The sequence below is a fragment of the Micromonospora parva genome, assembly GCF_000718515.1.
Lineage (GTDB): Bacteria > Actinomycetota > Actinomycetes > Mycobacteriales > Micromonosporaceae > Micromonospora > Micromonospora parva.
Genome location: NZ_JNZS01000001.1, coordinates 69,006 through 84,143 on the forward strand (window position 1 = coordinate 69,006; position 15,138 = coordinate 84,143).

Here is a 15,138-nt window from a genome sequence, read left to right on the forward strand (position 1 = left end):
CGCCCCAACCGCCGCGCCGCCGGGCTCAGGCGGCCGGGGTGCCGGTGTAGAAGGCGGTGGTGCGCTCGGCGGCGGCCTTCGCCTCGTCGGCGTCGGTGCCGGCGGCGATGCTCGCCTCGCACCACAGTTGGCTGCTCAGTTCCATGGCCCGTCGCCCCTGGGTGGAGGCGGTCCACTCGGCGCCCTGCTCCGGGGTGATTCCGCTGCCGTCGCCAGCCAGGTGCGAGGCGAGGCCGAGCAGCCCCAGGTCCCAGCCGACACCGACCGCGCCGGGCCCGAACTGGGCCCACCGGTCCTGGTCGACGTGCGCGATGTGGTCCAGGTCGAGCCGGGCCCGATCCCCGTCAACCGGGGTGATCCGTACCTCGATCCAGCTCACCTCGCCGCCCATCTCCCAGGTGGCGGTGAAGCGGTGCGGCGGCTCGCAGCTTTCGACGGTGCCGTTCGCGTTGCCCTCAAGCTGGTAGGTGCCGCCCAGTCGCAGGTCGCCGGAGATCGGCAGGAACCAGCGCGGGATGCGCTCGGCGCTGGTGCAGGCGTCCCACAGGTCCTCGGCCGTCGCCTGGTAGGTCTGACTGATGGTGGTGACCCGCGCCTCGCCGGCTTCCAGGGTGCGGCTGCCGACGGTGCGTTGGACGGCGTTGATCTGCTCGGTGGCGTCGAACATCAGGTGTTCCTCTCGTCGGATGGGTCGGCGGGCCCACGAAGGCGACGCTCGCGTCGGCCTCGGGCCAGCTCGGTGGCGAGTGCCGCCAGGGGTGGGGTCCAGAACCGGCGGAAGTGCTCCAGCCAACCGTCGACCTCGCGCAGTGGGCGCGGGTCGACCGCGTAGAGCCGCCGGGTGCCCTGCGCCCGCACCGTGGCGAAGCCGTTGTCGCGTAACACCTTGAGGTGCTGGGACACGGCGGGCTGGGAGATGCCGAACTCCTCGCGGATGACCGCGCTGACCGCGCCGGCGGGCTGCTCGCCGTCGGCGAGCAGCTCCAGGATGCGGCGCCGGACGGGATCGCCCAGCACGTCGAAGGCGTGCACGACGACAGTTGTATCACTGACGGCTTATTTAAGCCAAGCCCGATACTCCGACGAGCTTGTCGAGCCGGATCGGCAGCTCCCGGATCCGGACGCCGGTCGCGTGGTGCACCGCGTTGGCCACCGCCGCCGCCGCACCGACGATGCCGATCTCGCCGATGCCCTTCACCCCGGCCGGGTTCAGCTCGTCGTCCCGCTCGTCCAGCCAGTACGCCTCGATGGACTCCACATCCGCGCAACCGGTGATGTGGTAGGTGGCCAGGTCGTGGTTGACCCAGTCGCCGTACCGCTCGTCGAGCAGGCCCTCCTCGTGCAGCGCCATCGACAGCCCCATCGTCATGCCGCCGATGAGCTGGCTGCGCGCCGTCGTCGGGTTCACCACCCGCCCTGCCGCGAACACGCCGAGCATCCGGTTCAGCCGCACCTCGCCGGTGTCCGCGTCGACCCGCACCTCGACGAACTGCGCCCCGTACGCGTACCGGGGTCGCGTCGGCTGACCGCCCACCTCCTCGGCGGTGTCCGCCTCGGCGGTCACCTCGTCGGTCGGCGGCCCGCCGTCGCGCAGCTTCTCGCGCAGCGCCTCAGCGGCCCGGATCACCGCCCAGCTCCAACTGGAGGTCCCCATCGACCCTCCGGCCACCGGGGCGGTCGGCAGGGCGCTGTCGCCGATGCGGATCTCCACCCGCTCCGGCGGCACCCCGAGCGCGTCGGCGGCCACCTGCCAGATCGCCGTCCGCGCGCCGGTGCCGATGTCGGTGGCGTTGACCCGCACCAAAAAGCTCCCGTCGGGCCGGGCGGTGGCCGTCGCCGAGGATGGCCGGGCCCGGGCCGGGTAGCTCGACCCGGCCACCCCCGTGCCGATCAACCAACGCCCGTCGCGCCGGGCCCGGGGAGACGGATCACGGCCGGCCCAACCGAAGCGTTGTGCCCCGTCGCGCAGGCAGGCCACCAGGTTGCGGCTGGTGAAGGGCTGCCCCTGGTCGGGGTCGATGTCGGTGTCGTTGCGGATGCGCAGCTCCACCGGGTCGATGCCGACGGCGACGGCCAGCTCGTCCATCGCCGACTCCAGGGCGTACGCGCCGGGGCACTCGCCCGGGGCGCGCATCCAGAACGGCGTGGGCACGTCGAGGCGGGCCAGCCGGTGCGTGGTGCGGCGGTGCGGCGCGGCGTACATGCTGCGGGTGTAGACGGCGGTCTGCTCGGCGAACTCGTGGATGGTCGAGGTCTGGCTGATCGCGTCGTGGCAGATGGCGGTGAGCCGACCGTCGGTGTCGGCGGCGAGGCGGACCCGCTGGATGGTGGGGGTGCGGTAACCGATCGGCCCGAACAGTTGCTGGCGGGTCAGCGCCAGCTTCACCGGGCGGTCCACGTGTCGGGCGGCGAGGGCGGCGAGCACCACGGCGGCCTTGGCGTACCCCTTGCTGCCGAAGCCGCCGCCGACGTGCTGCGCGACGACCCGGACCGACTCCGGGGGCAGCTCGAACAGCTCGGCGAGGGTGGCCTGGACCGACGACGCGCCCTGGTTGGAGTCGTGCACCAGCAGCCGCCCGTCGCGCCACTGCGCCGTTGTGGCGTGCGGCTCCATCGGGTTGTTGTGGTACGCCGGAGTCCGGTACGTGGCGTCCACCCGCACCGGGGCGGCCGCGTACCCGGCGTCGAAGTCACCCTCGGCGGTGTCCGTCGGATAACTGGGATTGACGTGGTCCGGCTTGTACAGGCCCGGGTGGTCGTCGGTGAGGACAGTGCTGTGCGGGCCGGCGTCGTAGTCGATGCGGACCAGCCGGGCACCCTCGCGGGCCGCCTCCAGGCTGGTGGCCACCACCACCGCGACGTACTCCCCCCGGTAGTGCACCAGCGGTTCCTGCAACAGCCACAGCTCCGGCTGCTGGCCGGGCGCGATCCGGGGCGCGTTGCCGTGGTGCAGCACGGCCAGCACGCCGGGCGACGCCAACGCCGGGGTGGTGTCGACCCGGGTGATCCGGCCCCGCACCACCGTCGACGGCACCGCCCAGCCGTAGGTGACCCCGTCCACCGGGTACTCCACCGCGTACCGGGCCGTCCCGGTGACCTTCTCGCGGCCCTCCAGCCGGGGGTACGCCTGGCCGACGGTGCTCACGACGACGCCAACTCGGTGAGCGCCCGCACGGTGATGGCCCGGGTCAGCGGCAGCTTGAAGCCGTTGTGCCGCAGCGGGCGCGCCTCGGCCAGCTCCGCGTCCGCCGCGCGTGCCGCCAGCTCCGGGCTGAACGGGCGGCCGCGCAGCTCCTCCTCGGCCCGGTACGCGCGCCACGGCCGGTGTGCGACTGCCCCGTACGCCAGACGCACGTCGCGGACCACGTCTCCGTCGAGGTCCAGCACCGCGGCCACCGACCCGGCGGCGAAGGCGAACGAGGCCCGGTCGCGCACCTTGAGGTACGTCGAGCGGCGCGCGGCCGGCAGCGGCGGGACCCGGACGGCGGTGATCAGCGCGCCTCGGGCGAGGGTGGTCTCCCGCTCCGGGTGGGTGCCGGGGGAGCGGTAGAGGTCGGCGATCGGAATGTCGCGGGCGCCGTCGGACCCGTGCACCTCCACCACCGTGTCGAGGGCGGCCAGCGCGACGGCCAGGTCCGACGGGTGGGTGGCCACGCACTGCTCGGACCAGTCCAGCACCGCCAGGTCGCGGTTCTGCCCGTGCAGGGCGGCGCAACCGCTGCCCGGCTCCCGCTTGTTGCACGCCTTGCCGGTGTCCTGGAAGTAGACGCAGCGGGTGCGCTGCAACAGGTTGCCGCCGGTGGTGGCCATGTTGCGCAGCTGCCCGGAGGCGGCGGCGAGCAGGGCACGGGCCAGCACCGGGTAGTCGCGGCGCACCACCGGGTGGGCCGCCAGGTCGCTGTTGCGGACGGTCGCGCCGATCCGCAGCCCGCCGTCGGGCAGCTCCTCGACGGTGTCCAGCGGCAGCCGGGTCACGTCCACCAGGACGTCGGGGCGTTGCACCCCGAGCTTCATCAGGTCCACCAGGTTGGTGCCGCCGCCCAGGTAGGCGGCCTGCGGTTCGGCCGCCAGCACGGCGACCGCCTCGGCCACGTCGGCGGGCCGGTGGTAACGGAAGGCCCTCACGACGACGCCGCCTCACGCACGGCCGCGACGATGTGCGGGTACGCCGCGCAGCGGCACAGGTTGCCGGCCATCCGCTCGCGGATCTCCGCGTCGGTCAACGCGGCGGGCGTGCTCAGGTCGCCGGTGACGGCGCTGGGCCAACCTCGGGAGACCTCGTCGAGCATGCCGCGGGCGGAGCAGAGCTGCCCGGGGGTGCAGTAGCCGCACTGGAACGCGTCGTGCGCGATGAAGGCGGCCTGCAACGGGGACAGCTCGTCCGGCCCGGCCAGCCCTTCGACGGTCACCACCGACCGGCCGTCCACGGTGACCGCGAAGATCAGGCAGCTCTTCACCCGGCGGCCGTCCAGCAGCACGGTGCAGGAGCCGCACTGGCCGTGGTCGCAGCCCTTCTTCGCCCCGGTCAGGTCGAGGTGCTCGCGCAGCGTGTCGAGCAGTGTGGTGCGGTTGTCCAGGGTGACCTCGCGGGACACGCCGTTGACCTCGACCGTCACCCGGGACGAGTGCCGCTCGTCGATCGTCGTCGTGTTCTCCGGTCCGCCCTGCACCGGCCCAGACTAGCTTTGTCGGTATATCTCAGGGCGAATAACGCAAAGCCGTTCGTACGGGAGGTGACGGCGGTGACTGCGGGACTGCTGCTGGCCGCCGGCGCCGGCCGGCGCTACGGCGGGCCGAAGGCGCTCGTCGAACTGGGCGGCGAAACGCTGGTGCGGCGCGCGGTCCGACTGCTCGCCGACGGCGGCTGCGCACCCGTGCACGTGGTGCTCGGCGCGGGCGCCGACGGGGTGCCCGACCTGCCCGGCGCGGTGCCGGTCCGGCACGACCGCTGGGCCGACGGGCTGGGCTCGTCACTGCTGCGGGGCCTTGCCTCGCTGCCGGCCGACGTGCCGGCCACCGTCGTGGTCCTCGTCGACCAGCCGCTGCTCAGCCCGGTCGCGGTGCGCCGGGTGCGCGCGGCGTACGCCGACGGCGCGGTCGTCGCGGTCGCCACCTACGCCGGCCGCCCCGGGCACCCGATCCTGCTGGCCCGGCGGGCCTGGCCGCTGCTGAGCGGGTACGCCGTCGGCGACCGGGGCGCCCGCGACCTGCTGCGCGACCGACCGGACCTGGTGGTCGAGGTGCCCTGCGACGACGTCGGCTCCCCGGTCGACGTGGACACCCCGGCCGACCTGCGCCGACTGACGCGGCGGCCGACCTGCGCCGACTGACGCGGCGGCCGGCACCGGGGGCCGGCCTGACACCGGGGACCGCTTCGGCCGGTCAGCGACGGGTGAGCCAGCGGGGCAGCCCCTCGCTGGTGACCGCGTGATAGGCGATCATGGCGATGACGCCGATCAGGCCCAGCACCGGACTGACGAACCAGCCGAGCAGACCGCTGAGCCCGTACAGGATCAGGCCGGTGATCGGCCGCAGCCGCTGCGTCCGCACGTACCCGGGGGTGACCCGACGGTCCAGCAGCGCCGGGTGCCGGTGCAGGTAGCCGAAGAAGACCAGCCAGGGGGCCGACATCAGGGCCGCGGCCAGGGCGTACAGGGCGACGGCAGCGCGTTGGTCGTCGGTGTCGCCGTGGGTGAACGCCGACGCCAGCACCGCGGTGGGGAAGGGAATGATCACCGCGCCGAAGAGCACGGCGAGGTTGATCCAGCTCAGCGCGAGGGTGGTGCCACGGATCAGCCGCAGCAGCGCGTGGTGGTTGAGCCAGAGCACCCCGATGTAGACGAACGACACCACGAAGGCCAGGTAGGAGGCGCCCTCGTCGAGCAGCCCGGTGAGCAGCTCGCCCTCGTGGTATTCCGGCACCCGCAACTCGATGACCAGCAGCGTGATGACGATGGCGAAGACACCGTCGCTGAACGCCGTCATCCGGTCGGTCGGGGAGACCCGCCCCCGGGGACCGGGCTGCTCGACCTCGTCGGGTGCTGCGGACATTGCCGCAGGCTAGCCACTGGGCAACGCGGCTCGCGGCGGTTTCGGCCGATCGGTACGGCAACGGCCGCCCGGGATCGACACCCGAGCGGCCGTTCCCGTACCGCCGACGGTCAGGCCACCGGTGCCGCGCTGCCGGTCGTCCGGGCGAGCCGCTGGTGGGCACGGATCAGCTCGGCGTAGCGCAGACCGCTCGCCTTCACCGTCCGGCGCTGGGTGGCGTAGTCGACGTGCACCAGCCCGAAGCGCTTGTCGTAGCCGTACGCCCACTCGAAGTTGTCCAGCAGCGACCAGACGAAGTAGCCGTCCAGCGGAACACCCCGGGCGACCGCCGACGCACAGGCGGCCAGGTGCTGCTCCAGGTGGTCGGTGCGTTCCTTGTCCTCCACCGTGCCGTCCGCGGTGACCTCGTCCGGCCACGCCGAGCCACTCTCGGTGACGATGATCCGGCCCGGCCGGTACTCCTCGTGCACGTCGACGAGCAGCCGCTCCAGCCCCGCCGGGTACATCTCCCAGCCCATCGCGGTCTCCACCGAGCCGGGCACCGGCACCTGCCGGGCGTGCGGGGCCGGGCCGGTCGGGTCGTCGACCACCAGCTGCCGGAAGTAGTAGTTGACCCCGAGAAAGTCCGTCGGCGTGGCGATCGTCGCCAGGTCGTCGCCGCGTACCGGCGGCTCGACGCCGTAGGTGGTGATCATGTCGGCGGGGTAGCCCCGCCCGTGGATCGGGTCCAGCCACCACCTGTTGACGTGCCCATCGGCCCGGCGGGCCGCCGCGACGTCCTCGGGCCGGTCGGTCGCCGCCTCGATCGGGCTGAGGTTGAGCACCAGGCCCACCGACGCCGGCCGGGCCGCGTTGGCCCGGATCGCCTGGGTGGCCAGGCCGTGCCCGAGCAGCACGTGGTGCGAGGCGTGCACCGCGCGGGTCAGGTCCCGCTCGCCGGGGGCCATGTTGCCCTCCAGGTGCCCGATCCAGCACACGCAGAGCGGCTCGTTGACGGTGCACCAGTCGGCGACCCGGTCACCGAGGCGGCCGGCCACCACCGCCGCGTAGTCGGCGAACGCCTCGGCGGTGGCGCGCTCGGGCCAACCGCCCCGGTCCTGCATCACCTGCGGCAGGTCCCAGTGGTAGAGGGTGACGAACGGCCGAACCCCGTCGGCGAGCAGCGTGTCGACGAGCCGGTCGTAGAAGTCCAGCCCGGCGGCGTTGACCCGCCCGACACCGTCGGGCATGACCCGGGGCCAGGCCACCGAGAAACGGTACGCGTCCACGCCGAGGCGGCGCAGCAGCGCCAGGTCCTCCGGCCACCGGTGGTAGTGGTCGCACGCCACCGCACCGGTGTCGCCGTTGTCGACGTTGCCGGGAGTCGCCGAGAAGGTGTCCCAGATGGACGGTGCCCGGCCGTCGACGTCGACGGCCCCCTCGATCTGGTACGCCGCCGTGGCGACACCCCAGAGGAAGTCGGGTGGCAGCTTGGACAGGTCGGGCACGGGTCGGTTCTCCTCTGGGGTTGGGTGGTTCACTTGACCGCGCCGGCGGTGAGGCCGGCGACGAAGTACCGCTGCAGGGCCAGGAACCCGACGACGACCGGGATGCTGACCACCAGCGAGGCGGCCATGATCTGATTCCAGTAGACGTTGAACTGGGTGGAGTAGCCCTGCAGGCCGACGGCCAGGGTGCGGCTGCCCTCGTCGGTCATCACCGAGGCGAAGAGCACCTCACCCCACGCGGTCATGAACGCGTACACGGTGACCGCGACGACGCCGGGCACGGCGGCCGGCAGGATGACCTGGAACAGGGTGCGCAGCGGGCCGGCGCCGTCGACCTGCGCCGCCTCGTCCAGACCCCGGGGGATCGAGTCGAAGTAGCCGACCAGCATCCAGATCGAGAACGGCAGCGAGAAGGTCAGGTACGTGATGACCAGGCCGGTACGGCTGGCGTACAGCTCGATGCCGGTGGCGTTGCCCAGGTTGACGTAGATGAGGAACAGCGGCAGCAGGAACAGGATGCCGGGGAACATCTGGGTGGACAGCACCGCCACCGAGAACACCCCCCGGCCCCGGAAGCGGTACCGGCTGACCGCGAACGCGGCGAAGATGGCCACCGCCACCGAGCAGACCGCCGCGATGCTCGACACCACCAGGCTGTTCACCAGGTACCGGGCCAGCGGCACGGTGCTCCACATGTCGATGAACGGTTGCAGGGTGGGCCGGCTGGGCCACCAGGTGAAGCCGTTCTGCACGTCCTGCAACGGCTTCGCCGCCGAGGTGACCATCACGTACAGCGGGATGACGACGAAGAGGGCGAGCAGGGTCAGCACGATGCGCCGGCCCCAGCGCTCACCGGCGGTCTCACGCATGGTCGTCCCTCCGACGGTTGGTGATCAGCAGGTACGCGGCCGAGACGACCAGCAGGAACAGCAGCAGCGCCACCGACATCGCCGACCCGGAGCCGAAGTCCCAGGTCTTGAAGGAGCTGCGGTAGATGTGGATGGAGATGAGGTCGGCCTGCTCCGGCGCGGAGCCGCCGAAGAGCACGAACGGGGTGTTGAAGTCGTTGAACGTCCACAGGAACAGCACCAGCAGCAGCACCAGGTTGACCGGCCGCAGCATCGGCAGGGTGACCGAGCGCAGCCGCCGCCAGAAGCCCGCGCCGTCGATCGCGGCGGCCTCGTACAGCTCGCCGGGCACGTTCTGCAGCCCGGCCATCAGGCACAGGAACGCGAACGGCCAGTTGCGCCACACCGACACCACGAGCAGCGACCAGAAGCTGTTGTCGCCGATCAGCCAGAACGGCCGCTCGTTGAGCAGCCCGAGCTGGTCGACGAGCACGTGGTTGACCAGGCCGGTGTCGCGTTGCAGCAGGAAGCTCCAGGTGATCACTGCGGCGTAGACCGGCAGCGCGTACGGGGTGAGGAACAGCGCCCGCAGGATCGCCCGGCCCCGGAACGGCCGTTGCAGGACGACCGCCGCGGAGATGCCGAGCAGCCAGGCGAACCCGACCGAGAGCAGGCTGTAGGCCAGGGTGACCCAGAACGAGTGCAGCAGTTCCTTACCGGCGGCGCTGTTCAGGTCGAGCGTCGCTCGGTAGTTCTCCAGCCCGATGAAGGGCGCGGTGGACCAGTCGCGGATGTGGAACTGGGTCAGCTCCAGCAGGCTCATCCAGACCCCGACCACCATCGGGATCACGTGGATGGCGAGTTCCAGCACGACGGCCGGTGCGAGCAGCAGATACGGCAGGAGTGAGCGGCGCGGGCCGCGGGGCCGGCGGACCGGCCCCCGGGCCGGCGACCCGGCCCGGGGTTCGCGCCGGTCGGCGTCCGGCGCGGTGGTGCTGGTTGCCATCGGGGTCCTCTCGGAGGCGGTGGCCGTGGTCGGGCTCAGCGCCCGACCACGGCCACCGGTGCCGCCTGGGTCAGCGCATCTTCTGCTGCGCGTCGGTCAGCTTCGCCTTCACCGACTCCTCGGTGACCGGCTTGCCGCTGGCCGCGTCGGCGAACAGCTCCTTCATCGCGGTGCCGACCAGGGTCTCGAAGGTGCTCTCGTCGGGCACCTGCGGCAGCGGGGCCGCGGTGGTGACCAGCGTCTCCTGGATGGTCTTCTGCTCGGTGGCGCTGAACGCCGGGTCGGAGGCGGCGGTCTTCACCGCCGGCAGCGAGCCGTACGTCTTGTTGAGGATCGTCTGCTCCTCGTCGCTGGTCATGAACTTCACGAAGCTCAGCGCGCCGTCCTTGTTCTTGGTGTGCTTGAAGACCGCCATGTTGATCCCGGCGACCATGCTGTTGACCTTCTTGCCGCCGGCCGGAGGGTTGGCCAGGAACGGCACCGGGGCCACCCCGTACGCGTCGGCGGGCATGTTCTGCGTCTTCAGGTTCGACCCGGCGGACTGCCAGAGCAGCATGGCGGCCTTGCCGTTGGCGAAGTCGGAGACCGACTGGTTCTGCGCGTACTCGGCGTTGCTCGGGTTGGTGATCTTGTCAGCGGCCATGAAGTCGATGTACCGCTTGATCGCCGAGACGTTCTGCGGGGTGTCGAAGGTCGGCTTGCCGGCCGAGTCGAACCACTCGCCGCCGTACTGCTGGCTGAAGGTGAAGGCGTGGTGCGCGTTCTCCGACGGGTTGGCCCCTTCGATGGCCAGGCCCCACTTGCCGCCGGTGCTGAGCTTCCTGCCGTACTCGGCGAGCTGCTCCCAGGTGGTCGGCGGCGCGGTGATGCCGGCGTCGGCGAACGACTTCTTGTTGTAGTACAGGCTGTAGGCCATGCTGTAGAGCGGCACGGCGGCCGGCGGCTTGCCGGGGGCGCCGGCGGCGGCGAGCGCGGCGGGCACGATCCGGTCCTTGCCGCCGACGGCCTGCAGGGTGGCGTCGTCGAACTCGACGAGCGCGCCGGTGGCCTGCAACGACGCCGACCAGGTGTTGCCGATGTTGACCACGTCCGGGCCCTTGCCGGAGGCGGCGGCCGCGAGCAGCCGGTTGAGCAGGTCCGACCAGGGGACCACCTCGACGGTGACCTTGATGCCGGTCTGCTTCTCGAACTTGTCCAGCTCGGGCTGGAGGATGGTCTTGTCGGCCTCCAGGCTGGCGCCCTGGTTGCTGGCCCAGTAGGTGAGCGTCTTGGGCGATGCGGCGGAGTCGTCGCCGGAGCCACCGCAGGCGGTCAGCGAGGCGGCGGCCAGTACGGCGGCGGTGAATATCCCGAGGTGTCGTCTCGACACGGGTCAGCCCTTCCGGTGCGTGGTGGGGGTCCGCTGGCCTTCGTCGCCGATAGGGGTCGGGCGGCGGGGGCCGGCTGCGGGCAGGGTTTCGGGGGTGCGCCGTCGGGGTCCGTCGGCGTTTCCCGGGAGTTACATCACGGCTTAATTTATGTCGTCATTAAAGTTGCTGGCCGGTGGGTCGTCAAGCACGAGGCGGTTACAGTCGCCTCGAACGGCCGACGGGAACGAGGTGACGAGTGGAGCTGGCGCGTGCCACCAACCGCAGCGTGCGGCTGCGCAACCGGTCCGCCCTGCTGACCAAGCTCTTCCTGGACGGCCCGCTCACCCGGCAGGACCTGGTGCGCAGCACCGGGCTGAGCCAGCCCGCGGTCAGCAACGTGGTGGCCGACATGATCGACGAAGGGCTCGTCGCCGAGGCCGGGGCCGCCGAGTCCGACGGCGGCCGGCCCAGCATGCTGCTGCGGATCGAGCCCCGCTTCGCCTTCGTGGTCGGCGTGGACGTCGGCGAGACGCGGGTCCGGATGGAGCTGTTCGACTTCGCGATGACCCTGCTGGCCAGCGTCGAGTACCCGCTCGACCCGGCCCGCACCGAGCCCGACCTGGTGGCCGGGCACGTGCTGGCCGGCATCGACGCGCTGACCGGCCAGGCCGGGGTTACCCCCGGCGACGTGCTCGGCGTCGGGATCGGCGTCTCCGGCGTCGTCGAGCAGGGCGTCGAGGCCGTGGTGCACGCCCAGGCCCTCGGCTGGGACCGGGTGCCGCTGGAGCGCCTGATCGGCGCCGGCACCGACGTGCCGCTGCACATCGACAACGGCGCGAAGACCCTCGGTCAGGCCGAGATGTGGTTCGGTGCCGGTCGGGGCGCCCGGCACGCCGTCTTCGCGCTTGTCGGCTCCGGGGTGGGAGCGTCGGTGGTGACCAACGGCGTCACCTACCGGGGGGCGTCCAGCAGCGCGGGGGAGTGGGGGCACACCACCCTGGTGTACGGCGGCCGGGCCTGCCGGTGCGGCGCGCGCGGCTGCCTGGAGGCGTACGTCGGTGCGGAGGCGATCATCGACCGCTACCGGGAGGCGCGTCGGGGTCGCGCCGTTCCGGGCGAGGACGAGGAGTCCCAGCTCGCCGCGCTGGTCGCCGCCGCGCAGACCTCGGCCACCGCCCGACGGGTCCTCGATGACACCGCCGGTTACCTGGGCGCGGGCGTGGCCAACCTGATTAACCTGTTCAATCCGGAGCGGGTGGTGCTCGGCGGCTGGGCGGCGATGGCCCTCGGTGACCTGCTGCCGGCCGTCCGGGAGGCCGCCGGCCGGCAGGCGCTGCGTCAGCCGTACGAGCAGGCGTCGATCGAGCTGTGCCGGCTCGGGGTGGACGCGGTGGCGCTGGGTGCGGCCACCCTCCCGATCGCCCGCTTCCTCACCGAGGGTGGCGTCCGCCGCTGAGCGGGGGCGACCGCGCGGGCGACCAGCAAATTACCCAAAAAGAATTCTCGGGATAAATAACGAAGTTATAGATCGATGTCTTGACGCCGTCGCAATCTCGCCGCAACACTCCTACGAGAGCGCTCTCCTCCCTCGGTGTCGCGTCGGCGGCGACACCATCCACGGCGCTACGGGCGCGCCCGATCCCCTCCGCGTGGCAACCCGTAACCCCCTAGCGACAGGCGATGTCATGACATCTCGTGCTACATCCGTACGCCCGCGTCCCCGGGTCGTCCGACACCTGCTCGTCGGGCTCACCGTGGCCCTGGTCGCGGCGCTCACCCCGGCCGTGGTCAGCGCCCCCGCGCAGGCCGCGCCCACCCTGCTGTCCCAGGGCCGGCCCGCCACCGCCTCGTCCACCGAGAACGCCGGCACCCCGGCCTCCGCCGCCGTCGACGGCAACACCGCCACCCGCTGGGCCAGCGCGTTCAGCGACCCGCAGTGGCTCCAGGTCGATCTGGGCGCGCGGGCCACCATCAGCCAGGTCAACCTGCTCTGGGAGGGCGCCTACGGCCGGGCCTTCCAACTCCAGACCTCCGACGACGGGGCCACCTGGACGACGATCTACTCCACCACCACCGGCACCGGCGGCACCCAGAACCTCACCGTCACCGGCGCCGGCCGCTACGTGCGGATGAACGGCACCGCCCGGGGCACCGGCTACGGCTACTCGCTCTGGGAGTTCCAGGTGTACGGCGAGAGCGGCGGCAGCACCCCCACCTGCGGCAGCACCAACGTCGCACAGGGCAGCCCGGCCACCGCCTCGTCCACCCAGGACGCCGGCCTCGCCGCGTCCGCGGCGGTCGACGGCAACCCGGGCACCCGCTGGGCCAGCGCCGCCAGCGACCCGCAGTGGCTGCGCGTCGACCTCGGCAGCACCCGCACCATCTGCCGGGTGGTGCTCACCTGGGAGGCCGCGTACGCCCGGGCCTTCCAGCTCCAGACCTCGACCGACGGGACCACCTGGACCACCATCTACTCCACCACCACGGCCACCGGCGGGACGCAGTCCCTCACCGTCGCCGGCAGCGGCCGCTACCTGCGGATGTACGGCACCGCCCGGGGCACCGCCTACGGCTACTCGCTGTGGGAGCTGGCGGTGAACACCACCGGCGGGGGCACCAGCGAGCCGCCGGTCGGCACGACCGACCCGTACAACCCCAACCTCGGCCCGAACACGTTCGTCTTCGACCCGAGCACGCCGACGTCGACCATCCAGAGTCGACTGAACACCCTCTTCACCCAGCAGGAGACCAACCAGTTCGGCCCGCAGCGCTACGCCGTGCTGTTCAAGCCCGGCACCTACACCGCCGACGTCAACCTCGGCTTCTTCACCCAGGTCGCCGGCCTCGGCATGAGCCCCGACGACGTCAACCTCAACGGCCATGTCCGCACCGAGGCGTTCTGGATGGGCGGCAACGCCACCCAGAACTTCTGGCGGGCCGCCGAGAACCTGTCGGTCACCCTGCCCGCCGGGCAGACCGTCGAGCGGTGGGCGGTGTCGCAGGCCGCGCCGTACCGGCGGATGCACCTACGTGGCGCGCAGAACCAGATCCAGCTCTGGAACGGCGGCGACGGCTGGTCCAGCGGCGGCCTGCTGGCCGACACCCGCATCGACGGCCTGGTCGTCTCCGGCTCGCAGCAGCAGTGGTACTCGCGCAACAGCGAGTTCGGCAACGGCTGGACCGGCTCGGTGTGGAACATGGTCTTCCAGGGCGTCGTCGGCGCCCCGGCGCCGAGCTTCCCCAACCCGTCGCACACCGTCATCCCGCAGACCCCCCAGGTCCGGGAGAAGCCGTTCCTGTACGTCGACGGCAGCGGTGAGTACCGGGTCTTCGTGCCCGCGCTGCGTACCAACTCCACCGGCACCAGCTGGTACAACAAGACCCCGGCCGGCTCGTCCATCTCGCTGTCGCAGTTCTACGTGGTCCAGCCGGGCACCAGCGCCGCCACCATCAACGCGGCCCTCGCCCAGGGGCGGCACCTGCTCTTCACCCCGGGCGTGCACCACGTCACCGAGCCGATCCAGGTCAACCGGGCCGACACGGTGATCCTCGGCCTCGGTCTGGCCACCATCCAGGCCGACAACGGCGCGGTGGGCATGCGGGTGGCCGATGTGGACGGCGTGAAGGTCGCCGGCATCATGTTCGAGGCCGGCACGACGAACTCCCCGGTGCTGATGGAGGTCGGGCCGGCCGGTTCGTCCGCGAGCCACGCCACCAACCCGACCTCGCTGCACGACGTGTTCTTCCGCATCGGCGGGCCGCACGTCGGCAAGGCCACCAACACCCTGACCGTCAACAGCGACAACGTGATCGGCGACCACATGTGGCTGTGGCGGGCCGACCACGCCGCCAGCGGCGTACCGACCGGGTGGACGCTGAACACCGCCGACACCGGGCTCACCGTCAACGGCGACAACGTCACCATGTACGGCCTCTTCGTCGAGCACTACCAGAAGTACCAGACCATCTGGAACGGCAACGGTGGCCGGACGTACTTCTACCAGAACGAGCTGCCCTACGACGTTCCGAACCAGGCGGCCTGGATGAACGGGTCGACCCGGGGCTACGCCGCGTACAAGGTCGCCGACTCGGTGACCAGTCACCAGGCGTTCGGGCTGGGCAGCTACAGCTACTTCAACGTCAACCCCGCGGTGGTCGAGGAACGGTCCTTCGAGGTGCCCACCAACCCGAACGTGCGCTTCACGAACATGGTCACCGTCTCGCTCGGTGGCGTCGGCACCATCAACCGGGTGATCAACAACGCCGGTGGCACCGCGAACGCGGCCAACCAGACGGTGTACCTGACCACCTACCCCTGACCCGGGCGTCCCGCGCCGACCCGAACGTCTGACGGACGGGTCGGCCGGGTCGCACCGTGGGCCGAGGCCGGCCCGGTC

At 71.8% G+C, this 15,138-nt stretch carries 13 protein-coding genes; 3 read left to right on the forward strand and 10 right to left on the reverse strand.

What is annotated here, in order from left to right:
- Positions 1–25: 25 nt before the first annotated feature.
- The 5 genes from IF22_RS0100290 to IF22_RS0100310 are packed head-to-tail and all read right to left on the reverse strand — an operon-like array spanning position 26 to position 4,616.
- Positions 26–667, reverse strand: coding sequence for an SRPBCC family protein (locus IF22_RS0100290; RefSeq protein WP_030327422.1), 642 nt, complete (start codon positions 665–667; stop codon positions 26–28).
- Positions 667–1,032 (reverse strand): ArsR/SmtB family transcription factor, encoded by a 366-nt coding sequence (locus tag IF22_RS0100295; RefSeq protein ID WP_030327423.1) that lies wholly within the window; start codon positions 1,030–1,032, stop codon positions 667–669. Before IF22_RS0100295 ends, IF22_RS0100290 begins: the two co-directional genes overlap by 1 nt.
- Positions 1,033–1,060: 28 nt before the next feature.
- Positions 1,061–3,145 (reverse strand): xanthine dehydrogenase family protein molybdopterin-binding subunit, encoded by a 2,085-nt coding sequence (locus IF22_RS0100300; protein ID WP_030327425.1) that lies wholly within the window; start codon positions 3,143–3,145, stop codon positions 1,061–1,063.
- Positions 3,142–4,125 (reverse strand): FAD binding domain-containing protein, encoded by a 984-nt coding sequence (locus IF22_RS0100305; RefSeq protein ID WP_030327426.1) that lies wholly within the window; start codon positions 4,123–4,125, stop codon positions 3,142–3,144. The genes IF22_RS0100300 and IF22_RS0100305 overlap by 4 nt, the downstream gene beginning before the upstream one ends.
- The gene (locus IF22_RS0100310) at positions 4,122–4,616 is read right to left on the reverse strand and encodes a 2Fe-2S iron-sulfur cluster-binding protein (protein ID WP_209444453.1); all 495 of its coding nucleotides are present in this window, start codon (positions 4,614–4,616) and stop codon (positions 4,122–4,124) included. The genes IF22_RS0100305 and IF22_RS0100310 overlap by 4 nt, the downstream gene beginning before the upstream one ends.
- A 126-nt stretch (positions 4,617–4,742) precedes the next feature.
- On the opposite strand from IF22_RS0100310, the gene IF22_RS0100315 reads away from it, so the two are divergent.
- The gene (locus IF22_RS0100315; RefSeq protein ID WP_245233466.1) at positions 4,743–5,330 is read left to right on the forward strand and encodes a nucleotidyltransferase family protein; all 588 of its coding nucleotides are present in this window, start codon (positions 4,743–4,745) and stop codon (positions 5,328–5,330) included.
- A gap of 52 nt (positions 5,331–5,382) precedes the next feature.
- On the opposite strand, the gene IF22_RS0100320 is transcribed toward IF22_RS0100315, so the two are convergent.
- From IF22_RS0100320 to IF22_RS0100340, 5 genes are all read right to left on the reverse strand, one after another.
- Positions 5,383–6,051, reverse strand: coding sequence for a TMEM175 family protein (locus tag IF22_RS0100320; protein ID WP_051708066.1), 669 nt, complete (start codon positions 6,049–6,051; stop codon positions 5,383–5,385).
- Positions 6,052–6,161: 110 nt separating this feature from the next.
- On the reverse strand, positions 6,162–7,538 hold the full coding sequence (locus IF22_RS0100325) for a GH1 family beta-glucosidase (RefSeq protein WP_030327432.1): 1,377 nt from the start codon (positions 7,536–7,538) through the stop codon (positions 6,162–6,164).
- 29 nt (positions 7,539–7,567) lie between these two features.
- Positions 7,568–8,407: a carbohydrate ABC transporter permease gene (locus IF22_RS0100330; protein WP_030327433.1), complete on the reverse strand. Its 840-nt coding sequence runs from the start codon at positions 8,405–8,407 to the stop codon at positions 7,568–7,570.
- A complete protein-coding gene (locus IF22_RS0100335) occupies positions 8,400–9,392 on the reverse strand; it encodes a carbohydrate ABC transporter permease (RefSeq protein ID WP_030327434.1) in 993 nt (330 codons plus the stop codon). The genes IF22_RS0100330 and IF22_RS0100335 overlap by 8 nt, the downstream gene beginning before the upstream one ends.
- Positions 9,393–9,462: 70 nt before the next feature.
- A complete protein-coding gene (locus IF22_RS0100340; protein WP_030327436.1) occupies positions 9,463–10,761 on the reverse strand; it encodes an ABC transporter substrate-binding protein in 1,299 nt (432 codons plus the stop codon).
- Between the two features lie 236 nt (positions 10,762–10,997).
- On the opposite strand from IF22_RS0100340, the gene IF22_RS0100345 reads away from it, so the two are divergent.
- Together IF22_RS0100345 and IF22_RS0100350 are read left to right on the forward strand one after the other, a co-directional pair.
- Positions 10,998–12,197: an ROK family transcriptional regulator gene (locus tag IF22_RS0100345; protein ID WP_030327438.1), complete on the forward strand. Its 1,200-nt coding sequence runs from the start codon at positions 10,998–11,000 to the stop codon at positions 12,195–12,197.
- Positions 12,198–12,426: 229 nt separating this feature from the next.
- Positions 12,427–15,060, forward strand: coding sequence for a discoidin domain-containing protein (locus tag IF22_RS0100350; protein WP_030327439.1), 2,634 nt, complete (start codon positions 12,427–12,429; stop codon positions 15,058–15,060).
- Positions 15,061–15,138 lie beyond the last annotated feature (78 nt).

Excerpts from the sequence above, each read along its gene's own strand:
- IF22_RS0100290 (WP_030327422.1), bottom strand. The coding sequence starts at position 667 with ATGTTCGACGCCACCGAGCAGATCAACGCCGTCCAACGCACCGTCGGC.
- IF22_RS0100330 (WP_030327433.1), bottom strand. The coding sequence starts at position 8,407 with ATGCGTGAGACCGCCGGTGAGCGCTGGGGCCGGCGCATCGTGCTGACC.
- IF22_RS0100350 (WP_030327439.1), top strand. The coding sequence starts at position 12,427 with ATGACATCTCGTGCTACATCCGTACGCCCGCGTCCCCGGGTCGTCCGA.
- IF22_RS0100335 (WP_030327434.1), bottom strand. The coding sequence starts at position 9,392 with ATGGCAACCAGCACCACCGCGCCGGACGCCGACCGGCGCGAACCCCGG.
- IF22_RS0100320 (WP_051708066.1), bottom strand. The coding sequence starts at position 6,051 with ATGTCCGCAGCACCCGACGAGGTCGAGCAGCCCGGTCCCCGGGGGCGG.